The following is a 23,021-nucleotide window of genomic DNA, read 5'->3' as shown; positions in this document are numbered from 1 at the left end:
TTCGTTCGGGTTGGATACATCTTAGCACGCTGTCCAGTTTTGCCGGACCACTTCAGTTTTGTGCATTTCACCAAATCTGGGCAAAGTTCCGCAGGCCGGTTGATGACGCCAGCTCCAAAGCGGTCGGCATCCGTGCATCATTGACCCCCGATGCCCACGAAGCCTTGCTGCTGAAGTCGATCGAAGGTTTTACGACACGCCAGATCGCAGAAATCATGCAGATTCCGGCCAACCGCGTCGAAGCACTTCTGACGACCGCGCGCCAAGAGATGCGCCACAGCGCAAAGGGCCGCATCATGATGATCGAGGACGAGGCCCTGATCGCCGCTGATATGCACGATAGAATTATCGAACTGGGTCACGATCTGTTCGGCATCGCCCGCACCCGAACCGAGGCCGTTGCACTGGTTAGGCACGCAACGCCCGACCTAATTCTATCGGATATTCAATTGGCAGCGGCTCCTCTGGCATTGATGCCGTGGCCGATATTGTGCGGCACGCGGGCCAAGTGCCCACAATTTTTGTCACTGCTTTTCCTGAACGCCTACTGACAGGAGCCGGTGAAGAGCCCGCATTTATTGTTGCAAGACCATACGGCGGGGAACAAATACGCTCGGCAATTGGGCAGGCCATGTTGCTTAATTCGCTGGAACCCCAGATCATCTGACCCCATCAGCATTGACAAACCGTAGGCGGGTTCACACTAAAGGGTGATAAACGACAGACGGATTACAGCGCCATGATTCAGTTGCCACCACCAGAATTTCGGCCCTTGGGCGTGGATGGTATTCTTGTGCGGTTCGCAAGAGAGTTATCCGAACAGGCAAATCAAAGAGCATTGGCATTTCGCAATCAGGTCGACGCGATGGCCCTGCCCGGCGTGACAGAAGTTGCGTCTTCCTTGACCTCGGTGCGGGTCGCGTTTGACCGCGAATTGACCGACCGGGCGGCCGTCACCCGTGCCCTGCAGATCGCCTGCGGCAAGCTGGACAGCGCAGATGGCAGCCCGAAACGACTTTGGCAAATACCCGTCGCTTTTGGCCCCGACTACGCCCCGCAATTGGCCGAAGCGGCCGCTCTGGCAGGTTACACCCCGGAACAGGCCATTGCCGAAATCGAGGCACAGACCCTGCGCGTCATTGCCATCGGGTTTGCCCCCGGCCAGCCCTACCTTGGCATGTTGCCACCTGCTTGGGACATTCCGCGCCAGACCAGCCTGACCGAGAAGATGCCAAACGGTGCCTTGGTGGCCGCTGTTCGACAGCTGATCATCTTTGCCGCTGACGCGCCCACCGGCTGGCGGCATATCGGGCAGACAGCCTTTGCTGTCTACCGGCCCGACGCACCAGAGCCATTTGCGCTGGCGCCCGGCGATGCGGTGACGTTTCGTCAGATATCGGACAGCGAATTCGCCACATTGCACCAAAATACCGACACCAATGGCGGCGCCACTTGCAAGGTGCTGAGCTAATGCTGACATTGACCATTCATAGCGTCGGCCCCGGTGTAACGGTGCAGGATTTGGGCCGTCCCGGCTGGACCGCGCGCGGCCTGTCCCAAGGCGGTGCGGCGGATCGGTTCGCTGTGCTGGAGGCCGCCACGCTCTTGGCAACCGACAACCAGAACGCCGTTCTCGAAATGATGGGCATGGGCGGCGTGTTCAGTGTCAGTGCCGACACCCGCATCGCGCTGACTGGTGCCGAAATGCAGGCCAGTATCGACGGCACCCCGGTACAGCATAACACCACGCAACTGCTGCGCGCCGGTCAACGCTTGACCATCGGCGGCGTCCGCAAGGGCGTTTACGGTTATCTGGCATTTGCTGGCGGCATCACAACAGATCCGGTCATGGACAGCCGCGCAACGCATTTGACAGCCGGTATCGGGCACAGGCTTGAAATCGGCGAAACCCTGCAATTGGGCCGCGACACCGATCCGCTTGCCGGGCCAATGCTGCTGCCGCAAAGTGACCGGCTGAATGGTGGCACGGTGCGCGTTATGCCCGGCCCGCAAACGGACTATTTCACCGCAGATACCTTGCAAAGCTTTGCCGAAACGACATTTCAGCGCAGCCCGCGCGGGAATCGTCAGGGCATTCGGCTGGACCACGCAGGCACCGGTTTTGCGACATCGGGTCAGCTTAACATCCTGTCCGATCTGATTGTGCCGGGTGACATTCAGATGACCGGCGAAGGTGTGCCATATATCCTTTTGGCGGAATGTCAGACCATCGGCGGCTATCCCCGTATCGGGACAGTTGTGCCCGGTGATCTGCCGCGCGTCGCACAAGCGATGCCCGGTGCCGCGCTGCGATTTCAGTTTCTCACTTTGGCCGAGGCCGATGCGACAGCCCAGTCAGATCAGACAGTACGCCGCGCGTTGCGGCAGCTATGCCAACCCCGCGTCCGCGATCCGCGCGATATCGCCGACCTTCTGGGCTATCAGTTGATCAGCGGCGTGACACCCGGCGATGACCTCGAAAGGCCGCGATATGATCCGCAAAGTTGATCTGAATGCTGATATGGGCGAAGCGTACGGCCCTTGGACGATGGGCGATGATGCGGCGCTGTTGGATATCGTGACCTCTGCCAATATCGCCTGTGGCTTTCATGCCGGTGATCCTGACGTCATGGCGCAAACCATGAAAACGGCGGTCGCCAAGGGTGTCAGTATCGGCGCGCATCCGGGATTTGCCGATCTCAAAGGGTTCGGGCGCAGGCCCTTGCCGTTGCCCCATGACGAGATTGCCAACGCCGTGGCCTATCAATTAGGTGCGGCACAGGCCGTTGCGCGTCGCGCGGGCGGCACCGTGCGCCATTTGAAACTGCACGGCGCCTTGTCCAACATGGCCTCGGTCGATACGACCTTGGCCCGTGCATGTTATCAGGCTGCGCTGGACGTCGATCCGGACATCATCATCATGGTGCTGGCTGCGACAGCTATGGAAAGCGTGGTGCGTGATCTTGGCTGCAATTGGGCCGGTGAGATTTTTGCTGACCGCGCCTATGAGGATGATGCGACCCTTGTCCACCGCAGCAAGCCGGGCGCGGTATTGCATGATGCCGAGGTTGCAGCGGCCCGTATTCTGGCGATGCTCGAAATCGAAGCAATCATTTCCGAAAGTGGCAAGCAAATCCCGTGCCGCATTGATACAATTTGCCTGCACGGCGATACGCCAGATGCCGTAAAAATGGCGCGTGGCATTCGCACGCATCTGGCAAACGCAGGCATAACGCTCGCACCAATTTAAGGTAACATGATGGAACTTAACGCAGATTTCACCAAGCGCGCCCTGATCCACTCTGATGATCTGCCTTGGCAGGCATCCCCTATTCCCGGTGTTGACCGCCGCATGCTCGACCGGATCGGAGACGAGGTGGCGCGCGCGACAAGCATTGTCCGCTATGCGCCCGGCAGTCAGTTTTCGGCGCATACGCACACCGGCGGCGAAGAGTTTATCGTGTTAAGCGGGGTGTTTCAGGATGAACACGGCGATTATCCGGCGGGGACCTATGTTCGCAACCCGCCGACGTCCGCGCATACACCGGGCGCGGCAGCCGGCTGCGTGATTTTCGTAAAGCTGTGGCAGTTCGATCCAAAAGACCGCACCCAATTCCGGATCGACATGGCAAGTGATCTCACCCCGGAGGCCAAGGGTATCACATTGAAAACGCTGCATAAAGATGACCGTGAAACGGTGCGTTATCTGGCGTTGGCACCCGGGGCAAGCTGGTCGGATGCCGCCGCTGGCGGGGCGGAATTATTGGTTTTGGACGGCACGCTGCAGGCTGGCGATGATGATTTGCGGGCCGGATCGTGGCTGCGCAGCCCCGACGGCGACTCCATCGAAATAACGGCGGGCAGGAACGGTGCAAAGGTCTGGGTCAAGACCGGGCATCTGCCGTTTGCAGCGGCGCCCAGCGTCTGAACCTTCAAAGAAAACAGAAGGTTCCTATTGGTTTGCCGCCTCTTTCATAGGTGACGGGCATAGGGTCTAATGTCGGCAATCAAAGGAACACATGATGCCAAAAAGCCCCTATTATGCGCCGACCGGTGGCCTGCCGCCACAGACCCAACTATTGACAGATCGCGCAGTCTTTACAGAGGCTTACGCCGTTATTCCCAAAGGCGTCATGACCGATATTGTGACCAGCAACCTACCGTTTTGGGACAAGACGCGCGCGTGGGTTCTGGCCCGCCCCCTTTCGGGCTTTGCCGAGACGTTTAGCCAGTACATCATGGAGGTCGCACCGGGCGGTGGCAGCACACGGCCAGAAACCGACCCAAACGCACAGGCCGTGCTGTTTGTGGTTGCGGGCGGGGTCACTTTGCAGATCGGGAGAGAGGGGCATCGGATTGGGACCGGGGGCTATGCGTATTTGCCTGCGGGGTCTGATTGGCAGCTTAAGAACGATGGTGAAACGCTGGCGAAATTTCATTGGATTCGCAAGTCTTATCAACAGGTTGACGGGATCGATGCGCCCGTGGCTTTTGTATGTGACGAAAGCATCGGCACGACGACTGCAATGCCGGGGACAGACGGGAAATGGGCCACGACCCGTTTTGTGGATCCCGGCGATATGCGCCACGACATGCATGTGAATATTGTCACGCTTCAACCCGGTGCCGTGATCCCCTTTGCTGAGACGCATGTGATGGAACACGGGCTGTATGTGCTTGAAGGCAAAGCAGTTTATCGGCTCAACCAAGATTGGGTCGAGGTTGAGGCGGGCGACTTTATGTGGTTACGCGCGTTCTGCCCACAGGCCTGTTATGCGGGCGGGCCGGGGCCGTTTCGATACCTGCTTTACAAGGACGTGAACCGCCACATGGCGCTGAAGTAGCAGGCAGAAATAGTGCGTACAGACCCCGTACATATCGTGTACGTACAACTGTACGCATCTGCACCGCATGGGTTCCACCCCATCGAAGGATCGCATACACACGGACCATTGATTGAGTGGAGAGCCTGATGGCACGACGCGGCGCGGGCGGGAACGATGGCGGCACCGGCAGTTTTCTGATCGGCCTGATCATGATGATCGGTGGCGGGTATCTGCTGCTGAATGGGATCGTGGTGCGCCCGAATTTCGGCATGGGCAGTGTGGCGTTCCGGGTGGCCGGGCTGCCAGTGACCAGCGGCATGATCCTGATCCCCTTCATGTTCGGCGTGGGCATGATATTTTACAATGCGCGCAATTGGATCGGCTGGGTTCTGGCCGCCGGGTCCATCGTCGCGCTGGTCTTTGGTGTCATCGCAAATATGACCCTGCAACTGCGCGGCATGAGCGCATTTGATCTGATCGTCATTCTGGTGCTGCTGGTGGGTGGAATCGGATTATTTTTGCGGTCATTGCGCGGGGCGCGGTGACGGGGCGGGGCAAACCCCGCCCGCCGTCAGTAACCTAACGCACAGCCATCTTTGCGCGGATCACTACCTGCTTCGAGCACGCCGGTGTCGTGGATCATGATCGCTTGGGCACCGCCGATGGCGGTTTGCGGCGTTTGCACGTTGTGACCAAGATCGCGCAGCGTCGCCTTGACCGCATCGCTATAGCCGTTTTCGACGTTCAGCACGGGACCATCCGCAAAGCACCGGGGGGCGTCGATCGCGTCTTGGGGGGACAGCCCGAAATCGGTGACGTTGGTGACGAACCGGGCGTGTCCGGTGGATTGATAGGCACCACCCATAACGCCGAAGGGCATGTAGGGTTTGCCATCTTTCTTGAGCAGGCCGGGAATGATCGTGTGCATCGGGCGTTTGCCGCCCTTCGCCTCGTTGGGGTGCCCGTCTTCGAGGGTGAAGCCCGCGCCGCGGTTCTGGAACAGGATGCCGAATTTGTCCGATGCAATGCCCGCGCCGAATGAATGAAACACCGAATAGATCAGCGAGACGCTCATGCCGTCCTTGTCCACCACGGTGATGTAAATGGTGTCTTTATGCACCGCCTCGGCCCCCGGCAGCCCGGCGGGCATCGCTTTGGCGGGGTCGATCAGGGCCGCGAGTTTCGCGGCTGTTTCCGGCGCTGTCATATGGTCCAGCCGGGTCGTGTGATCGGCGTCGGCGATGAACCGGTTGCGGGCGTCATAGCCAAGTTTCGTCGCCTCGGCTTCGATGTGGGCGCGTTCGGCGCCCCATGGGTCCATACCGGCGATGTCGAAATGTTTCAGTATGTTCAGGATCAGGATCGCCGTGGCGCCCTGCCCGTTCGGCGGATGCTCGAACAAATCCAGCCCGCCGTAGCCGCCGGTGACCGGGTCGGTGTAGTCGCAGGTCGTGTCAGCGAAGTCATCAAGCGTATGGGTGCCGCCCAGCGCGTTCAGGGATGCGACCATATCTTCGGCGATTTCACCTTCGTAGAAGGCGGCGCGCCCATTCATGGCGATACGTCGCAGCACGTCGGCCTGACCGGGCGCGGCAAAGGTTTGGCCGGGGATCGGGGCCTGCCCGTTCATCAGATACAGGTCGCGCGCTTTGCCTTGCAGGTTGTCGGTGGCCAGCGCCCAGTCGAACGCGACGCGGGGCGCGACGGGCACACCGGTTTCGGCGTAATGGATCGCGGGGGCGAGGATGGCCTTGAGTCCCAGCTTGCCGAAATCTGTGGACAACTGGCAAAACGCATCAATTGCGCCGGGGATCGTGACGGCGTCGGCGCTGTAGGGGGCGATGACGGTTTGGCCTTTGGCGCGCAGCGTTGCGGCGTCAAGACCGGCAGGCGCCCGGCCAGAGCCGTTCATCGCGACGACGCGGTCTTCGCCCGGAGGGGTCAGCAGCACAAAGCAGTCGCCGCCGATGCCGGTCATTTGCGGTTCGCAGATGCCCAGCAGAACCGCGCCTGCGATGGCGGCGTCCATGGCGTTGCCGCCTGCCTCGAGGATTTGAACGGCGACTTTGGCGGCAAGCGGGTGCGACGTGGCGCAGATGCCGTTGGTTGCATAGACAGCCGAGCGGCCAGGTTTGTGAAAGTCGCGCATGGTGGTTCCCTTGTTCGTTGGCACGAACGTAGGGGAATGCGTGTCGGGCGCAATCGGAATATCAGGGGGATTTGGGGGATTTTGTCCCGGCGCCGCCTGCTTAGGTGGGGGCTTTTGGCAGGTGGCGCCGGGTTTAGCCGTTTGGCAATGAGGTATGTTTGCCCCGTGATCACGGCGGGACCGTGATAAGATTGTGACCGTTTGAGGGCTTTTCCTTTTGGTGCGTGGGTCATAGCCTTGGCCGTGATCAAAAGGAGAGCTGGGAATGCAGAAGGTTGTCATCACAGGGGCTGCGCGTACGCCGATGGGCGGGTTTCAGGGCGTGTTTGCGGAGGTTGCAGCGCCGATATTGGGTGGCACCGCGATCAAGGCTGCGATGGCGGGCGCCGGTGTGACCACGGTGGATGAGGTTCTTATGGGGTGTGTGTTGCCTGCGGGGCAAGGTCAGGCGCCCGCCCGGCAGGCCGGATTTGCCGCGGGTCTGGGCGACGATGTGCCCGCCACCACCCTGAACAAGATGTGCGGATCGGGGATGAAGGCCACGATGATGGCGTTTGATCAGATCGCAGTGGGTGGCGCGCAGCTGATGATTGCCGGCGGAATGGAGAGCATGACAAATGCGCCCTATCTGATGCCCAATATGCGTGCCGGAGCAAGGATCGGTCACCAGCAAGCGCTGGACAGCATGTTTTTGGACGGGCTGGAGGATGCCTATGACAAGGGACGTCTGATGGGGACGTTTGCCGAAGATTGCGCGCAGAAGTTTCAGTTCAGCCGTGCCGATCAGGATGCATATGCGTTGGCGTCGCTGGCGAATGCCTTGGCCGCACAGGACAGCGGCGCGTTTGACCCCGAGATCGCCGCAGTCACGTTGCGCACGCGCGGTGGGGATGTGATCGTGCGCGCCGATGAGCAACCCGCAAAGGCCCGGCCCGAGAAGATCCCGACGTTGAAACCCGCGTTTCGCGAAGGCGGCACGGTGACTGCGGCCAATTCATCAAGCATTTCCGATGGCGCGGCGGCGTTGGTGCTGGCCGATGGCGCGCAGGCGGGTCCGGGCCGGGCGCGCATCCTGGGCCATGCAAGCCACGCGCTGGCGCCCGGCTGGTTCACCACGGCGCCTGTCCCCGCCGCGCAAAAGCTGCTGGCGAAAATCGGCTGGTCTGTTGACGATGTAGACCTGTGGGAGGTGAACGAGGCGTTTGCGGTGGTGCCGATGGCATTCATGCGCGAGATGCGGGTGCCGCGTGAGAAGATCAATGTGCACGGCGGCGCATGCGCTTTGGGGCACCCCATCGGGGCGTCGGGCGCACGGATCATTGTCACGCTGCTGCATGCGCTGGAAACACGCGGGCTGAAACGGGGTGTGGCCGCGATTTGCATCGGCGGCGGCGAAGGCACAGCCATCGCGATTGAGCGGCCATAGCGCGGCTGGACTTTTCACCCCTCTCAGGTAGTGAGAGGCGCAACCGTCCCGGGCTTGACCCGGGACCTCTTGCTCCCGAAGGTGTCCGCATGCGTGTCGACTATCCTACCCTAGCCCAAACCATCGCGGCCCTGACCGCTGGCGAAGATGACGCCGTCGCGCTCATGGCGACTGTCGCCTGCGAGGTGCATCACAGCGATGATCGTTTTGACTGGACCGGATTTTACCGGGTCACGGCGCCCGGGATATTAAAGATCGGCCCCTATCAGGGCGGGCACGGCTGCCTTGTCATTCCGTTCACCCGCGGTGTGTGTGGCGCTGCTGCGCGGACGCGGACCGTGCAGTTGGTCCCGGATGTCGATGCGTTTGCCGGCCATATTGCCTGCGCCAGCAGCACACGATCCGAACTGGTGCTGCCCGTGTTGAACGCGGCAGGCGCGCTGATCGGTGTCTTTGACATTGATAGCAACCAACCCGACGCATTTGATCAACGCGATGCAGATGCAATGGCGGCGATGCTGAAAGCCGTGTTTGAAAAGTAGCTGGCAATTTACGATTAATTGCGCACCACCGTTTAAAAGCATTGTTGCAATCGTATGGAGCCTGTGCATAGTGAAATATCAGGGGTGTTTTTTCACGGGTGCATCATGCAGGTGACCAATCGTCGGGCTGGACGGCCACTTGGGGCTGATTTGCGTGCCCTGCGCAAGGCCCGCGGGATGACACTGACCGATTTGGCAGACGGGCTGGGCCGGTCTGTCGGATGGCTTAGTCAGGTCGAGCGTGACATCTCGACCCCGACGACGGACGATCTGTCGGCCATGGCGTTGCTGCTGGATGTGTCGATTTCAAGCTTTGTGCAGACCAGCACCAATGCCGCCGAAAGCGGCATGATCGTGCGCGCCCATGCCCGCAGGCCGATTGGATCGCGCGCGCCCGGACTGGTTGAGGAATTATTGTCACCGGATCTGACCGACGACTTTGAGGTGGTTCATTCATCATTTGCGCCCGGTGCCGCGCTGATGTCGTATCAGGCGCGCCAGACGCAAGAGATCGGATATATCACCGCCGGTCGGTTCCACCTGTGGATCGACGGCACGATGTTTCAGCTTGGCAAGGGTGACAGTTTTCGCCTGCGCGGCGAGCCGTTCCGCTGGGCCAATCCATATGCCGAGATTTGTGACATCATCTGGGTGATCTCACCGCCAGTCTATTGAAAGGGGCACAAAATGGCTGATTTCCCGACGTCTGCCCGCGTCGTCATCATTGGTGGCGGCATTGTGGGTGTATCCACCCTGTACCATCTGGCCAAAAAGGGCTGGACCGATTGCGTATTGCTGGAAAAGAACGAACTGACGGCGGGATCGACCTGGCATGCGGCCGGGAATTGCCCGTCGTTCAGCACGTCTTGGGCGGTGATGAACATGCAGCGCTATTCCTTGGCGCTTTATAAAGGTTTGGCTGCCGAGGTGGATTATCCGATGAACTACCACGTCACCGGGTCGATCCGGCTGGCGCATAGCAAGGAGCGGATGCAGGAATTCGCCCGTGCGCGCAGCATGGGGAATTATCAGGGGCTGTCGCTGGACCTGATGACGCCGGATCAGGCACAGGCCGCCTATCCGTTTTTGGAAACCCATGATCTGGCCGGTGCGCTGTATGATCCTGATGATGGGGACATTGACCCCGCCCAGCTGACCCAGGCGCTGGCCAAAGGCGCGCGGCAGATGGGCGCCCGGATCGAGCGGTTTTGCGGTGCCACGGGTGTGACCCAGACCAGCGGTGGCTGGATCGTGCATACCGACAAAGGTGATATCGCCTGCGAAAAGGTCGTGAATGCCGCCGGGTATTACGCCCAGCGCGTGGGCGAGTGGTTCAAGCCGTATGGCGGCCGCACCGTCCCGATGGTCACCATGTCGCACCAATATTTCCTGACCGAAGAGATTCCGGAATTAAAGGCATGGACCGACGCCCATGGCCGCAAGGTGCCGTTGCTGCGGGACGTGGACAGTTCGTACTACCTGCGGCAGGACAAGAACGGGTTGAACCTTGGCCCCTACGAACGGAACTGCCGCGCGCATTGGGTCACGCCCGATGATCCGCTGCCTGATGATTTCAGCTTCCAGTTGTATCCCGACGATCTGGAACGGCTGGAATGGTATATCGAGGATGCGATGGCGCGGGTCCCGATCCTTGGGACGGCCGGTGTGGGTCGGGTGATCAACGGCCCGATCCCCTATGCCCCCGATGGGCTGCCATTGATCGGACCGATGCCGGGCGTCAGGAATGCGTATGAGGCCTGTGTGTTTACGTTTGGCATTACCCAAGGCGGCGGTGCGGGCAAGGTGGCTGCCGAATGGATCGTGGATGGGCAGACGGAATGGGACATGTGGGCCTGTGATCCGCGCCGGTTTACCGATTACACCGATCAGGATTACTGCCACGCCAAGGCTGTTGAAACCTATGGCCACGAATACGCAATGCATTTCCCCTGTCATATCTGGCCCGCCGGGCGCGACAAAAAGCTGTCGCCGGTCGATGCGCAGGTCCGCGCCCTTGGTGGCGTGATGGGCGCCTATAATGGGTGGGAGCGGGCCAATTGGTTTGCGCAACCCGGCGATGATCTGTCCGAGGCGGCGACGCAGACCTGGGGCCGTGCGGGCCCGTGGCAACCCCGGATCAAGGCGGAATGCGAAGCTGTGCGCGACGCGGCGGGCCTGCTTGACCTGCCGGGGTTTTCGCGGTTCCGCCTACAGGGACCGGGGGCCGCCGATTTCCTGCGCGGGCTTTGTACGGGCGGCATTCCGAAGGTGGGGCGCATCGGCCTGTTGTATTTCGCCGACGACCGGGGCCGGATCGTGACGGAAATGTCAGCGATGCGGCTGGATGATGATTTCTTTTTCCTGATCACCGCCGCTGTGGCGCAGTGGCATGACATGGCGTGGTTGCGGGATCATATGCCCGATGACGCCGGGTTCAGCCTGACCGACGTGACCGACGCATTTTCGTGCCAAATTCTGACCGGGCCGAAGGCGCGCGATATTCTGGGCAGCGTGACAGATGCGGACCTGAGCGGCCCGTGGCTGACACATCAATCGGCGCAGATCGGTGATATCTGGGTGCAGCTTGTGCGGGTGTCCTTCGCGGGTGAGATGGGCTGGGAGGTGCATAGCAAAATTGCCGACACGCCACAGATTTACGCGTCTCTGACCGCTGCGGGTGCGCCGCATGGGATGAAGCCATTCGGCATGTTCGCGCTGAATGCCTTGCGGATCGAAAAAGGCTATCGCGCATGGAAGGGCGACCTTTCGACCGATTATTCGATGCTGGAAGGCGGGTTGGAGCGGTTCATCAAATACGACAAGCCGGATTTTATGGGCAAGGCCGCGTTACTGGCCGAGCAGCAGCGCGGCGTGGCAAAGCGATTTGTCACACTGACGCTGGACGATCCGGGGCCGTGCGACGCGCCCTATATGTCAACGATTTTGCACGCGGGACAGGTCGTGGGCGAGACGACGTCGGGGGCGTGGGGATACCGGGTGGGCAAATCCATCGCGCTTGGGATGGTCCGCGCCGATTTGGCGGTGCCCGGCACATCGGTCGAAATCGAAATCTATGGCGTCAGTTTCGCAGCTACCATAGAAGCCGATCAGCCCCTTTGGGACCCTGAAAACGAACGGATCAAAGCATGACTGATATTACCCTTCTGGATGGCGGGATGGGCCAGGAATTGGTCCACCGTGCGGGTGACGCCCCCACGCACCTGTGGTCAACCCAAGTGATGATCGACCACCCCGGCATGGTCGCAGATGTGCACCGCGATTATGTTGCGGCGGGTGCCACGGTGCATACGACCAACACCTATGCGATCCACCACGACCGTCTTGCCGGAACGCCGCTGGAAAGCCAGTTTGCCGCCTTGCATCTGGCCGCCATCGCCGAGGCAAGGACCGCCTGCGCCGGTCACCGCATCGCGGGGTCGATTGGCCCGCTCAGGGCGTCTTATCGCCCTGATATCCATCCCGATCACGCCGAGGCAATGCCGCTATATGCCGAGGTGGCACAGATGTTGGCCCCCCATGTAGACCTGATGATCTGCGAAACGGTGGCATCGGTTGCGCAGGCCCGCGCGGTGCTGGACGGCGCACGCACGGCGGGCAAACCCGTGTGGCTTTCGATGACGGTAAACGATGCCGATGGCACGCGGTTGCGGTCGGGCGAGCTGTTGGCAGAGGTATTGCCGATCGCCGTCGATGGAGCGGCTGCGGTGCTGGCCAATTGCGCCGCCCCCGAGGCGATGGCCGCCGCGCTGGATGTGCTGGCGCGCAGCGGCCTGCCGTTTGGGGCCTATGCCAATGGGTTTACGCAGATCACAGCGGATTTCCTAAAGGATAAGCCTACGGTGGACAGCCTGTCGGCGCGGCATGATCTGGGCCCCGACGCCTATGCCGCATTTGCGATGGGTTGGATCGCGCAGGGCGCGACGATCGTCGGCGGCTGTTGCGAGGTTGGCCCGCCCCATATTGCCACACTGGCCGCAGCGATCCGCGCGGCCGGACACAGGATCGTGTGACGCATGGCCCCGCTTCCTGACAAAGCCCGTGTTGTGATTATCGGTGGCGGTGTCATCGGCTGTTCGGTGGCGTACCACCTCACCCAACTGGGCTGGAAGGATGTGGTGCTGCTGGAACGCAAGCAGTTGACGTCTGGCACCACCTGGCACGCCGCCGGGCTGATTGCGCAGTTGCGCGCCACGGCGAACATGACCAAATTGGCAAAGTATTCCCAAGAGCTGTACGGGAATCTGGAGGCCGAGACAGGTGTGGCGACCGGGTTCAAGCGTGTGGGTTCGATCACCGTTGCCCTGACCCAAGAGCGCCGCGAAGAGATTTTCCGTGCCGCCGCAATGGCCCGTGCCTTTGGTGTTGAGGTCGCGGAGATATCACCAACCGAGGTAAAGGCCAGATACCCGCATCTGAACACGGACGGTGTGACGGCTGGGGTTTATCTGCCGCTGGATGGTCAGGGCGATCCGGGCAATATCGCCCTTGCTTTGGCCAAAGGAGCCCGGATGAACGGGGCCGTGGTGGCAGAGCGCACTGCGGTCACGGCGATCAATCATGCCGGTCGCCGGGTCAGTTCGGTTGACTGGGCCAACGGCGATGAAACCGGCACGATTGCCTGCGATATGGTGGTGAATTGCGCTGGCATGTGGGGCCACGCGGTTGGTCGCATGGCGGGGGTGAATGTGCCGCTCCATGCCTGCGAACATTTCTATGTCGTGACCGCGCCGATTGCCGGGCTGACCAGCATGCCGGTGCTGCGGGTGCCGGACGAATGTGCCTACTACAAGGAAGACGCGGGTAAAATCCTGCTGGGCGCGTTTGAACCGGTCGCAAAACCCTGGGGCATGGCGGGCATTCCTGCCGATTTCGAATTTGACCAGCTACCCGAGGACTTTGACCATTTCGAGCCGATCCTGGAGGCTGCCGTGCTCCGGATGCCGATGCTGGCAGACGCGGGGATACACACGTTTTTCAATGGTCCCGAAAGCTTTACCCCCGATGACGCCTATCATCTGGGACTGGCACCCGAGATGGACAATGTCTGGGTTGCGGCCGGGTTCAATTCGATCGGGATTCAGTCGGCGGGTGGCGCGGGCATGGCCCTGGCGCAGTGGATGGATCAGGGGGAAAAGCCGTTTGATCTGGGCGATGTTGATATCGCCCGGATGCAGCCGTTTCAGGGCAACAAGACGTATCTGTTTGAACGGTCAAAGGAAACCTTGGGTCTGCTTTATGCCGACCATTTTCCCTATCGCCAAAAGGCCACAGCACGCGGGATCAGGCGGACACCGTTCCACCAGCATTTGTTGGATCAGGGCGCTGTCATGGGGGAATTGGCGGGCTGGGAGCGCGCCAATTGGTTTGCCGACGCAGGGCAAGCGCCGGTCTATGAATACAGTTGGAAGCGGCAGAACTTTTTTGGCAATGTCGCCGCCGAACTGAACGCGGTCCGCACCAATGTCGGCATGTATGACATGACGTCGTTCGGCAAAATTCGGGTCGAAGGGCGCGATGCGACGGCGTTTCTGAACTATGTCGCGGGCGGGCAGTATGACGTGCCGGTGGGCAAGATCGTCTATAGTCAGTTCCTGAACCCGCGCGGCGGGATCGAGGCGGATGTGACGATTACCCGCCTGTCCGAACTGAGCTATCTGGTGGTCACCCCGGCGGCGACGCGGCAGGCCGATCAGGTCTGGATGCAGCGGCATGTCGGCGAGTTTAACGTCGTGATCACCGATGTGACAGCCGGAGAAGGCGTGCTGGCCGTGATGGGCCCCAACAGCCGGCGGTTGCTGGAACGGGTATCGCCTGCGGATTTTTCAAACGCGCACAATCCCTTTGGAACCGCGCAGCAGATCGAAATCGGGATGGCCCTGGCGCGCGTCCACAGGGTTACATATGTGGGCGAGCTGGGCTGGGAGATTTACGTATCCACCGATATGGCCGCCCATGTGTTTGAAACGCTGCATGCGGCGGGCCAAGGGCTGGGCCTGCGGCTGTGCGGGATGCATATGATGGATTGCGCCCGGCTGGAAAAAGGATTTCGGCATTTCGGGCATGATATTACCTGCGAAGATCATGTGCTTGAGGCCGGTCTTGGCTTTGCGGTGAAGACCGAAAAGGCCGATTTCATTGGCCGCGATGCGGTGCTGCGCAAGCGTGATGCAGGGTTGGCGCGGCGGCTGGTGCAGTTCAGGCTGACCGATCCCGCACCGCTGCTGTATCACAATGAGCCGATTGTCCGCCACGGTGCCGTGGTCGGCCATCTGACGTCGGGGGGGTATGGGCACCATCTGGGGGCCGCGCTTGGCATGGGGTATGTGCCTTGCGACGGCGAAAGCGTGTCCGACCTGCTGGCCAGCCGGTTTGAGATTGATGTGATGGGAACGCGGGTGCACGCGCAGGCGCAGCTGCGCCCGTTTTATGACCCCACGGCAGAGCGTACCAAGGGATAATCAGCCCGCAGACAGCAGCACGCCAAGACGTTTGATCCCTTGGTCGATCATCGCCTCGTCGGCCAGCGAAAAGCTCAACCTGAGGGTGTTTCCGCCGGACCCGTCCGCATGAAACGCGCGCCCCGGTACGAACGCGACTCGCTGGGTGTCCAGCGATTTGGCCAGCAACGCCGCCCCGTCCATGTGGGTTGGCAGGGTCAGCCAGACGAACATGCCGCCTTGGGGTTTGGTCCATGTCACGCCAGCGGGCATATACGTGGCAAGCGCCTGCAACATGGCATCGCGGCGCGCGCGGTAAGTGTTGCGCAGTCTGGTCACATGATCATCGAAAATCGTCGTGGCGACGGTGGCTATGGCCATCTGGTTGATCGTCGATGAATGCAAATCGGCGGCTTGTTTCATCAAGACAAGTTGGGAAATCACCGGCTTGGCGGCGCAGACCCAGCCGACCCGCAGCCCCGGTGCCAGCGTCTTGGAAAAGCTGCCGCAATAGATGGTGCGGCAGGCGTCGATGCTGCCGGTACGGGCAATTTCCAGCGCAAGGATCGGCGGGATCGCATCGCCATCATAGCGCAACGCCTGATAGGCCGCGTCTTCGATCACGGCGATATCCAATGCGGCAGCCAGGTCCAGAATGTTTTGGCGTCCGTCACGGGCAAGCGTTTCACCGGTCGGGTTCGCAAAATCGACGGACATATAGGCAAATTTGACCTGTCCGCCATGTGCCGTAGCCGTATCGGCATAATCCTGCGGCGCACGGTTGCTGTTGGGTGTCAGCCGGTCATAGTGCGGCTCGTAGGCATTAAACGCGCCCAATGCGCCCAGATACGTCGGCCAGCCGACCAATGCCGTATCACCCGGCGATAGAAACAGTTTGCCCAGATAATCAAGGCCCTGCTGCGAGCCAGAGGTGATCAGGATATTGTCGATGTCACAGGGCACGCCCAGCTTGGCCATCTGGGCCGCAATCCACTGACGTAGCGGCGCATACCCTTCGCTGACCGAATATTGCAGGGCCTCTGCCTGCGCGCCGGTGTCGAAAATATCGGCATAGGCCGCCTTGAAGGCCGCCGTTGGAAACAGGTCGGGATCGGGGATGCCACCGGCAAAGGAAATGATGTCGGGTTGGTCCAACAGCTTGAGAAGCTCGCGGATTTCGGATGCTTTCATCCGCGAAATACGCGATGCAAAAACCTGATCCCACAACATAGCGCTTCCTCTCCGTGCAGTTGTTGCGGTCAACATGACGAAAATTCAACCTAAGTCAACAATACTGACATATGCGGACACGGAATTGCGCAGGATGTGCCGGACATCGAATTTGGACACGGCATAGCCAGACCGTAAGGTGGGTTTCAACCCACCCATGCCCGTGGCACCGCAGACCGATGAAAACGCCCGCCCCAATCGGGGGCGGGCATCAATGCATCACATATCTGGTCTAGTTCGCGCCAAGCGTCGTTGGACCCAATGCGTTGAGACCCTTGAGAATATCAATCGCATAGGCCAGTTGATAGTCGTCTTCGCGCAGCTGTGCTGCAGCTTCGGCGCGGGCGCGGTCTTCTTCGATCTGGCGGATCTCATCCTCGGTCAGGCTGTCATTGTTCAGTGATCCGCGCAGGTCAGCTTCGGAGCGCAGGCGTGGCGGCGTTTCCTCTTCTGTGTCAGTGACGGGGCGCGGCCGGGGCTGTTCAACGATGATATCAGGCGAGATGCCGAGCGCCTGAATGGACCGTCCCGACGGCGTGTAATAACGCGCCGTGGTCAACCGCATCGCACCTTCGCCGCGCAATGGCACAACAGTTTGCACCGACCCTTTGCCAAAGGATTTTGTCCCCACAACAATCGCACGCCGGTGATCTTGCAATGCACCCGCGACGATTTCGGACGCGGAGGCCGAACCCCCGTTGATCAGCACAACGATGGGTTTGCCCTGTGCCAGATCACCCATGGCAGCGTTAAAGCGTTCCCCGTCGGATGGGTCGCGGCCACGGGTCGACACGATTTCGCCCGCATCAAGGAAGGCATCGGAAACATAGATCGCCTGATTGAGCAGACCGCCCGGATTGTTGCGCAGATCCAGCACGATGCCGTCAACATTTTCGATCCCACCGGCGTCTTCGATCTGCTTTTCCAGACCGTCGCGCAGGTTGGGGAATGTCTGTTCGTTAAATGTCGTCACACGCAGCACCACGGCGTTGCCTTCGGTCCGGCTGCGCACGGCGGTCAGTTTGATGGTGTCACGGATGATCGACACGTCGAATGGTTCAACCTCGTCCTCGCGCACGATTGTCACGATAATTTCGGACCCGACAGGGCCGCGCATCATCGTTACCGCATCATCAAGCGTCAGCCCCAGCACGCTTTCGCCATCCACCGCCGTGATAAAGTCACCGGCCTGAATACCGGCTGCATCCGCAGGGGTTCCGTCCATCGGGGACACGACTTTGACCCAGCCATCTTCCTGCGTCACCTCGATCCCCAGTCCACCGAATTCGCCCGATGTCTGTACCCGCATCGCTGCGGCATCATCGGCAGACAGATAGCTGGAATGGGGATCAAGCGAGGTGAGCATGCCGTTGATCGCAGCCTCGATCAGGTCTTTTTCGTCCACATCTTCGACATATCCGGCCCGGATCCGTTCGAAGATATCGCCAAAAAGGTCAAGCTGTTCGTAGACAGTCGCGTTGCTCTGGGCCTCTTGCGCAAGAAGCGGTCCGGCAAGCTGACTGCTTGCGATCAGACCCAAAGCGGCGCCGCCAACGGCGGCCATCATCAACTTTTTCATACCGTGTCCTATTCCTGTTCCAGCGCAAACCAAGCGTCGGGGTTTACTGGACTCTGCCCTTCTCTTACCTCGAGATAAAGGGTTTGCTGCCCATCGTCGGCACCAATCTGGCTGTTTTCAGTCAAAATACCGTCAACACCCAACTGTTCCCCGCCCAAAAGCCCCAATGGCGCCCCGGCAGCGACGATTTCACCCGGCTCGCCAAAAACTTCGGCCAGTCCGGCGATCACAAACAGCACGTCGGCAGAGGGTTCGAGGATCATGACATTGCCATATTCCAGCAGCGGCCCGCGAAACAGAATCGTCGCGGCAATCGGCGCCGTGACCAGCGCGCGTGGGGCTGCGGCGATCAAGATACCGGCCCGGTCGCCGTCGGGCAGAACCTGACCACGCACCGGCAGCGGCAGATTGCCGGTCGGTGCGATCCGGGTGTCGAGGTCAGGCGCGCTGTCGGCCATGCGGCTGGCGAAGGCGGCAAGCGTGTCGGTGCTGGCCAGTAGCAATGCGGTTTGAATCGGGTCCTCTTGGAACCGGAGCGGCAGGTCGGTGCGTTGCGAAATGGCAAGGCCCAGCGCCGCCCGTGCGGTTTGCGCCCCGCCCAACCCATCCGTCAGCATGCGCACCGCGTCTTGTTGCAGGGTCCGCAACTGGGTGATTTCGGTGAGTTGATCCTGCAGCACCATCACTTTGGCCTGAAGCGCCGGCGTGACATCGGCCACCATCATGCCCGACCGCGCCGCGCCAAGCGGCCCGCGGGGGTGGGTCAACAATACCGGTGCTGGCGTCTGGCTGATGGTTTGCAGCACACCGAGCAGTTTTGCGACCTCTTCGCGGTTCTGATCAAGGTCGGTCTCGATGGCGGTTTCGCGCATCGCGACCTGTCGCAGGCTGTCGCGCATCGCGGTCAACCCGTCCTCGTAGGCCTGAACGGTTTCGGTGAGGGCCTTGACCCGGTCAGGCGCGCCGCGTGCTTCGGCCATCCGCATCTGCGCCGCCTCGAGCCGCTGTGCTGCGGCCTGAGCCGCGTCGCCGGGGGACTGTGCTGCAACTGGCAGGGCCAGACAGATCAAGAGCGCCGCGATCCTCATCTGACGATCAAGCTTGTGCCGGTCATTTCAGGGGGCAGTGCAAGACCCATCAGATCAAGAATCGTTGGCGCGAGATCGGCAAGGCGGCCATCGCGCAAGCTGGCCCCGGCGGGACCGCCGACCAGAATCACCGGCACCGGGTTGAGGGTATGCGCGGTGTGCGGCCCGCCGGTTTCGGGGTCGATCATCATTTCGCAATTGCCATGATCTGCGGTGACAATCATCGCGCCGCCCGCCGCGTCAAGCGCTTTGAGAACCTCGCCCAGTCCGTGATCCACCGCTTCGCAGGCTTTGATTCCGGCGTTCAGGTCACCGGTGTGCCCGACCATATCGGGGTTGGCGTAGTTGGCCACGATCAGGTCATAGCCGTCTGCAATTGCCGTCACGAAAGCCGCCGTGACCGCAGGGGCGGACATTTCGGGCTGCAGGTCGTAGGTCGCGACCTTTGGCGATTTGGGCATACAGCGGTCTTCGCCCTTCTCTGGCGTCTCCTTGCCGCCGTTGAGAAAGAAGGTGACGTGTGGATATTTTTCGGTTTCGGCCAGACGGAACTGGCGCAGGTTGTGTTTGGCGACCCATGCGCCCAACGTGTTCTGGATGTCGCGCTTGGGAAAGACGGTGGTAAACCATGCGTCGTGCCGATCGGAGTAGCTGACCATGCCAAGGCAGGCGGCAAGGTGGGGCATGACACGTTCAAAGCCGTCAAATTCAGGGTCGGCAATGGCGGCAAGAATTTCGCGCGCCCGGTCGGACCGGAAGTTGAGGCAGAAAAGCCCGTCGCCGTCTTTGAAACCAGCGTAATCGCCGATAACGGTGGCGGGGATGAATTCATCGGTTTTGCCGTTCGCATAGGCGGCAGCAATCGCCGCATCAGGGGTTGCGGCGCGGTCGCCCTGCCCTTTGGCCATCGCGTCATAGGCGGTTGCGACCCGTTCCCAGCGGTTGTCGCGGTCCATCGCATAGTAGCGCCCGATCACGGTGACGATTTCGGCGCCTGCGCAGAGGCTGTCTTGGAGGGTTTTCATGAAATGATCGGCCGAGGATGGCGCCACGTCGCGCCCGTCGGTGATGGCGTGGATCGCAACCGGGATGCCCGCATCGGCGAGCGCTGTCGCCGCTGCGATGATATGGTCGATATGGCCATGCACGCCGCCGTCCGAGACGACGCCCATAAGGTGCGCGGTGCCGCCGGTTTTCTTGATCCGGGCGATAAAATCCCGGATCGCAGGCGCCGTGGCAAAGGAGGCGTCCTCGATCGCCAAGTCAATCTGGCCAAGGTCCATCGCGACGACACGGCCTGCGCCGATATTGGTGTGCCCGACTTCGGAGTTGCCCATTTGGCCCGATGGCAACCCCGCGTCAGGGCCGTGGGTCAGCAATTTGGCGTGCGGACCCTGCATGATGGCGTCGAAGTTGGGGGTATCGGCCAATTTTGGCGCGTTGCCGATCGGGTCGTCACGCAGGCCCCAGCCGTCGAGAATGCACAGGACAACGGGTTTCGGGCTGGGCATGGCGGATTCCTATTCCTATGTGTTGGCTTTGGTTTAGCGCATCAGGAGCCGGGCGCAAACCGCTATGCGCGGTGGTACGGTGAACCGGCAAGGATTGACGCAGCACGGTAGAGCTGTTCGGCCAGCATCACACGCACCAGCATATGCGGCCAGACCATTTTCCCAAAGCTAAGCGCGGTGTCGGCCTGCGCGCGCAGGCTGGGGTCGATCCCATCGGCACCACCGATGACAAAGGCCACATCTGCGCGGCCTTGATCACGCCATTGGCCCAGTTGGGCCGCGAAAGCAGGAGAGGTCAGAACCTTGCCCCGTTCATCCATGGCGCAAATCAGCGCCCCGTCAGGGATGGCGCGCTGCAGCAACGTGGCTTCGGCGGCCATTCCGCCGCCTTTTTTATCCTCGACCTCGGTCAATTGGGCGGGACCAAGCGCCAAGGCGCGCCCGGTGCGGTCAAACCGGGTGAGGTAATCGTCGTAAAGGTCGCGCTCCGGGCCTTGCCGTAATCGGCCCACAGCGCAGATATGGACGCGCATCAGCTGACCGTAGCGGCCCCGGGCTGCCACATTTTTTCGAGCTGGTAGAATTCGCGGACTTCGGGACGGAAGATATGCACGATCACATCGCCGGTATCAACAAGGACCCAATCGCCTGTTTCCTTGCCTTCGGTTTTGGAAATGACGCCGAATTCCTGCTTGAGCCGGTCTGCGAGCTTTTCGGCAATTGCCGTCACCTGCCGTGAGGACCGGCCAGTCGCGATGACCATATAGTCGCCCATTTCGGATTTGCCGCGCAGATTGATCTGCACGATATCCTCGGCTTTGTCGTCATCAAGGGATTTCAGCACGGCGGCCAGTAGGGTTTCGCTGGTCGCGGTTTTCAGGGCATTCATTGCGAGGGCCCCGCTATTGACTGCAACGGCAGCCGTGGTGGAAAGAGACAGTTCATTGTCCTCCTAGGTGGTGCGCCGCCAAAGCCCCGACGCGGGGCGTAGTCGTTAGATAGCAACCCGCATCCGGTTTTTCAACAAACTGACGGGCGTGACCCACGCATGTCGCGGATTCGGGCCACATCTGCAACAGCTGATATGACGAAAGCCGAAAACGTCACAATTCAGCAACCAATTGCATCGCCGCCCTTGGCGTCGCCGCGCATCTGAATGCTAGGCACGGGGATCAATGAAGGCTTTGCCATCAGGCATGGCCAGCACCTGTGGCAGCTTTTCCATGGCGGCGGACAGCGGAACGATCCCGGCCACGTCGGTGGTCCATTTGCCGGTGACGAAGCGCTTTTGAATTTCGCTGAACGCCTCGGGGATGCGGGCGGGGTCTGCCTGCTTCATCCAGCGTGTCAGCCAAAAACCTTCGATCTGCTTGGCCTGAAAAATCAGCTGGCCCAGTTGGGTCAGCTTGGGGGCATCGGTGGACAATTTGCCGTAGTTGATCCAGCGGGCGCCGCTGGGCATCGCAAAGAACAGATCAGCGGTGAATTGGTCGCCCACCGCGTCCAGCAAGATGCATGGCTTGAGGGATTCGAAGATGGCCTGCGCCTGATCCAGCGGATCGGGGTCGCGGGTCACGATGACATGCGCCGCGCCGAGCGCCTTGAGGGCGGCGGCCTGTTCGGCCCGGCGGACCACGGCAATGGGTTGGATGCCATAATCGCGGCCCAATGCAATCAGCAGTTTACCCAGTTGCGAGCCTGCGGCGTTCACGATGAAGCTGTCAGCGCCGCTGTTGCGGATCATATCGAACATCGCGATAGCGGTCAGCGGGTTGACCAATTGCCCGGCGGCATCGGTTACCGCAAGATCCGCGCGGCATGGGACAAGGCCCGACGCGTCGGTCAAGGCATATCCGGCCCAAGTGCCCGATGCGGTGGCAAAAAAGCTGACCCGGTGCCCGATCAGCGCGGTATCGCCTGCGATCACCTCGCCCACGCCTTCGAACCCGGCGGGGACGCCGCGCCTGCGGGGTTGCCCATATTCCCCTTTGATAAAGTGGATATCGGATGGGTTGACGGCGGCAAGGTGGACCTTGATCAGCGCCTGCCCCGGACCGGGGGTGGGCACGTCGATTTCCGCGTGGGTCAGAAACGGCGTCAGGTCAGCGATATCCGGCCCGGTTTGCGTGCCGGAAAACCCGTCTTCGCGCTGTATCAATGCATGCATCATCATATCAAAACCATGTCCTGTTCAATTGGGTTGACGGCGTTA

At 60.9% G+C, this 23,021-nt stretch carries 21 protein-coding genes; 13 read left to right on the top strand and 8 right to left on the bottom strand.

Going from position 1 to position 23,021, the window contains the following annotated elements:
- From QZ196_RS12395 to QZ196_RS12365, 7 genes are all read left to right on the top strand, one after another.
- Positions 1-551, top strand: a 551-nt coding sequence (locus QZ196_RS12395; protein ID WP_296426843.1) for a sigma factor-like helix-turn-helix DNA-binding protein, incomplete at its 5' end; no start/stop codon positions are given.
- 188 nt (positions 552-739) lie between these two features.
- Positions 740-1,471 carry a carboxyltransferase domain-containing protein gene (locus QZ196_RS12390; protein ID WP_296426841.1) on the top strand — a complete coding sequence of 244 codons (732 nt, stop codon included), beginning with the start codon at positions 740-742 and terminating at the stop codon, positions 1,469-1,471.
- Positions 1,471-2,508, top strand: coding sequence for a biotin-dependent carboxyltransferase family protein (locus QZ196_RS12385; protein ID WP_296426839.1), 1,038 nt, complete (start codon positions 1,471-1,473; stop codon positions 2,506-2,508). Before QZ196_RS12390 ends, QZ196_RS12385 begins: the two co-directional genes overlap by 1 nt.
- Positions 2,492-3,250, top strand: a complete 759-nt coding sequence (locus tag QZ196_RS12380) for a 5-oxoprolinase subunit PxpA (RefSeq protein WP_296426838.1) — start codon at positions 2,492-2,494, stop codon at positions 3,248-3,250. The genes QZ196_RS12385 and QZ196_RS12380 overlap by 17 nt, the downstream gene beginning before the upstream one ends.
- A gap of 9 nt (positions 3,251-3,259) precedes the next feature.
- A complete protein-coding gene (locus QZ196_RS12375) occupies positions 3,260-3,928 on the top strand; it encodes a cupin domain-containing protein (RefSeq protein ID WP_296426836.1) in 669 nt (222 codons plus the stop codon).
- A gap of 94 nt (positions 3,929-4,022) precedes the next feature.
- Positions 4,023-4,844, top strand: a complete 822-nt coding sequence (locus tag QZ196_RS12370) for a bifunctional allantoicase/(S)-ureidoglycine aminohydrolase (protein ID WP_296426834.1) — start codon at positions 4,023-4,025, stop codon at positions 4,842-4,844.
- Positions 4,845-4,972: 128 nt separating this feature from the next.
- Positions 4,973-5,371, top strand: a complete 399-nt coding sequence (locus QZ196_RS12365; protein WP_296426832.1) for a hypothetical protein — start codon at positions 4,973-4,975, stop codon at positions 5,369-5,371.
- A gap of 26 nt (positions 5,372-5,397) precedes the next feature.
- Here the strand turns inward: QZ196_RS12365 and QZ196_RS12360 are convergent, their stop codons facing one another.
- On the bottom strand, positions 5,398-6,975 hold the full coding sequence (locus QZ196_RS12360) for a gamma-glutamyltransferase family protein (protein WP_296426831.1): 1,578 nt from the start codon (positions 6,973-6,975) through the stop codon (positions 5,398-5,400).
- A gap of 265 nt (positions 6,976-7,240) precedes the next feature.
- Between QZ196_RS12360 and QZ196_RS12355 the strand changes: the two genes are divergently transcribed.
- The 6 genes from QZ196_RS12355 to QZ196_RS12330 all read left to right on the top strand — a co-directional run bounded on the left by QZ196_RS12355 (position 7,241) and on the right by QZ196_RS12330 (position 15,422).
- The gene (locus tag QZ196_RS12355; protein WP_296426829.1) at positions 7,241-8,401 is read left to right on the top strand and encodes an acetyl-CoA C-acyltransferase; all 1,161 of its coding nucleotides are present in this window, start codon (positions 7,241-7,243) and stop codon (positions 8,399-8,401) included.
- Between the two features lie 89 nt (positions 8,402-8,490).
- Positions 8,491-8,943, top strand: a complete 453-nt coding sequence (locus QZ196_RS12350) for a GAF domain-containing protein (RefSeq protein WP_296426828.1) — start codon at positions 8,491-8,493, stop codon at positions 8,941-8,943.
- A 105-nt stretch (positions 8,944-9,048) separates the two neighbouring features.
- On the top strand, positions 9,049-9,618 hold the full coding sequence (locus QZ196_RS12345) for an XRE family transcriptional regulator (RefSeq protein WP_296426826.1): 570 nt from the start codon (positions 9,049-9,051) through the stop codon (positions 9,616-9,618).
- 12 nt (positions 9,619-9,630) lie between these two features.
- Positions 9,631-12,093, top strand: coding sequence for an FAD-dependent oxidoreductase (locus QZ196_RS12340; RefSeq protein ID WP_296426824.1), 2,463 nt, complete (start codon positions 9,631-9,633; stop codon positions 12,091-12,093).
- Entirely contained in the window at positions 12,090-12,974 is an 885-nt protein-coding gene (locus QZ196_RS12335; protein ID WP_296426822.1) for a homocysteine S-methyltransferase family protein, read from the top strand. Before QZ196_RS12340 ends, QZ196_RS12335 begins: the two co-directional genes overlap by 4 nt.
- 3 nt (positions 12,975-12,977) lie before the next feature.
- Positions 12,978-15,422, top strand: a complete 2,445-nt coding sequence (locus QZ196_RS12330) for an FAD-dependent oxidoreductase (protein WP_296426820.1) — start codon at positions 12,978-12,980, stop codon at positions 15,420-15,422.
- Here the strand turns inward: QZ196_RS12330 and QZ196_RS12325 are convergent, their stop codons facing one another.
- The 7 genes from QZ196_RS12325 to QZ196_RS12295 form a co-directional block, all read right to left on the bottom strand.
- The gene (locus QZ196_RS12325; RefSeq protein WP_296426818.1) at positions 15,423-16,631 is read right to left on the bottom strand and encodes a PLP-dependent aminotransferase family protein; all 1,209 of its coding nucleotides are present in this window, start codon (positions 16,629-16,631) and stop codon (positions 15,423-15,425) included.
- Between the two features lie 232 nt (positions 16,632-16,863).
- Entirely contained in the window at positions 16,864-18,210 is a 1,347-nt protein-coding gene (locus QZ196_RS12320) for a S41 family peptidase (protein WP_296426816.1), read from the bottom strand.
- Between the two features lie 8 nt (positions 18,211-18,218).
- The gene (locus tag QZ196_RS12315) at positions 18,219-19,298 is read right to left on the bottom strand and encodes a peptidoglycan DD-metalloendopeptidase family protein (protein WP_296426814.1); all 1,080 of its coding nucleotides are present in this window, start codon (positions 19,296-19,298) and stop codon (positions 18,219-18,221) included.
- Positions 19,295-20,809, bottom strand: coding sequence for a 2,3-bisphosphoglycerate-independent phosphoglycerate mutase (gene gpmI / locus QZ196_RS12310; RefSeq protein ID WP_296426812.1), 1,515 nt, complete (start codon positions 20,807-20,809; stop codon positions 19,295-19,297). The genes QZ196_RS12315 and gpmI overlap by 4 nt, the downstream gene beginning before the upstream one ends.
- Positions 20,810-20,871: 62 nt before the next feature.
- Positions 20,872-21,342, bottom strand: coding sequence for a 23S rRNA (pseudouridine(1915)-N(3))-methyltransferase RlmH (gene rlmH, locus QZ196_RS12305; RefSeq protein WP_296426810.1), 471 nt, complete (start codon positions 21,340-21,342; stop codon positions 20,872-20,874).
- Positions 21,342-21,698: a ribosome silencing factor gene (gene rsfS, locus QZ196_RS12300; RefSeq protein ID WP_296426806.1), complete on the bottom strand. Its 357-nt coding sequence runs from the start codon at positions 21,696-21,698 to the stop codon at positions 21,342-21,344. The genes rlmH and rsfS overlap by 1 nt, the downstream gene beginning before the upstream one ends.
- 270 nt (positions 21,699-21,968) lie before the next feature.
- The gene (locus QZ196_RS12295; protein ID WP_296426804.1) at positions 21,969-22,979 is read right to left on the bottom strand and encodes a zinc-binding dehydrogenase; all 1,011 of its coding nucleotides are present in this window, start codon (positions 22,977-22,979) and stop codon (positions 21,969-21,971) included.
- Between the last annotated feature and the right edge of the window lie 42 nt (positions 22,980-23,021).

Source organism: Yoonia sp., assembly GCF_017854565.1.
Classification (GTDB): Bacteria; Pseudomonadota; Alphaproteobacteria; order Rhodobacterales; family Rhodobacteraceae; genus Yoonia.
The sequence above is the reverse complement of the archived record's forward strand: the minus strand, read 5'-3'. Positions and strand labels throughout refer to the sequence as shown.

What these genes read in the sequence shown, in the direction of transcription:
- QZ196_RS12365 (WP_296426832.1), top strand. Translation starts at nt 4,973, where the DNA reads ATGGCACGACGCGGCGCGGGCGGGAACGATGGCGGCACCGGCAGTTTT.
- QZ196_RS12325 (WP_296426818.1), bottom strand. Translation starts at nt 16,631, where the DNA reads ATGTTGTGGGATCAGGTTTTTGCATCGCGTATTTCGCGGATGAAAGCA.
- QZ196_RS12295 (WP_296426804.1), bottom strand. Translation starts at nt 22,979, where the DNA reads ATGATGCATGCATTGATACAGCGCGAAGACGGGTTTTCCGGCACGCAA.
- gpmI (WP_296426812.1), bottom strand. Translation starts at nt 20,809, where the DNA reads ATGCCCAGCCCGAAACCCGTTGTCCTGTGCATTCTCGACGGCTGGGGC.
- QZ196_RS12340 (WP_296426824.1), top strand. Translation starts at nt 9,631, where the DNA reads ATGGCTGATTTCCCGACGTCTGCCCGCGTCGTCATCATTGGTGGCGGC.
- QZ196_RS12320 (WP_296426816.1), bottom strand. Translation starts at nt 18,210, where the DNA reads ATGAAAAAGTTGATGATGGCCGCCGTTGGCGGCGCCGCTTTGGGTCTG.
- QZ196_RS12345 (WP_296426826.1), top strand. Translation starts at nt 9,049, where the DNA reads ATGCAGGTGACCAATCGTCGGGCTGGACGGCCACTTGGGGCTGATTTG.
- QZ196_RS12315 (WP_296426814.1), bottom strand. Translation starts at nt 19,298, where the DNA reads ATGAGGATCGCGGCGCTCTTGATCTGTCTGGCCCTGCCAGTTGCAGCA.
- QZ196_RS12360 (WP_296426831.1), bottom strand. Translation starts at nt 6,975, where the DNA reads ATGCGCGACTTTCACAAACCTGGCCGCTCGGCTGTCTATGCAACCAAC.
- QZ196_RS12350 (WP_296426828.1), top strand. Translation starts at nt 8,491, where the DNA reads ATGCGTGTCGACTATCCTACCCTAGCCCAAACCATCGCGGCCCTGACC.
- QZ196_RS12370 (WP_296426834.1), top strand. Translation starts at nt 4,023, where the DNA reads ATGCCAAAAAGCCCCTATTATGCGCCGACCGGTGGCCTGCCGCCACAG.
- QZ196_RS12380 (WP_296426838.1), top strand. Translation starts at nt 2,492, where the DNA reads ATGATCCGCAAAGTTGATCTGAATGCTGATATGGGCGAAGCGTACGGC.
- QZ196_RS12335 (WP_296426822.1), top strand. Translation starts at nt 12,090, where the DNA reads ATGACTGATATTACCCTTCTGGATGGCGGGATGGGCCAGGAATTGGTC.
- QZ196_RS12385 (WP_296426839.1), top strand. Translation starts at nt 1,471, where the DNA reads ATGCTGACATTGACCATTCATAGCGTCGGCCCCGGTGTAACGGTGCAG.
- rsfS (WP_296426806.1), bottom strand. Translation starts at nt 21,698, where the DNA reads ATGAATGCCCTGAAAACCGCGACCAGCGAAACCCTACTGGCCGCCGTG.
- QZ196_RS12355 (WP_296426829.1), top strand. Translation starts at nt 7,241, where the DNA reads ATGCAGAAGGTTGTCATCACAGGGGCTGCGCGTACGCCGATGGGCGGG.
- QZ196_RS12375 (WP_296426836.1), top strand. Translation starts at nt 3,260, where the DNA reads ATGGAACTTAACGCAGATTTCACCAAGCGCGCCCTGATCCACTCTGAT.
- QZ196_RS12330 (WP_296426820.1), top strand. Translation starts at nt 12,978, where the DNA reads ATGGCCCCGCTTCCTGACAAAGCCCGTGTTGTGATTATCGGTGGCGGT.
- QZ196_RS12390 (WP_296426841.1), top strand. Translation starts at nt 740, where the DNA reads ATGATTCAGTTGCCACCACCAGAATTTCGGCCCTTGGGCGTGGATGGT.
- rlmH (WP_296426810.1), bottom strand. Translation starts at nt 21,342, where the DNA reads ATGCGCGTCCATATCTGCGCTGTGGGCCGATTACGGCAAGGCCCGGAG.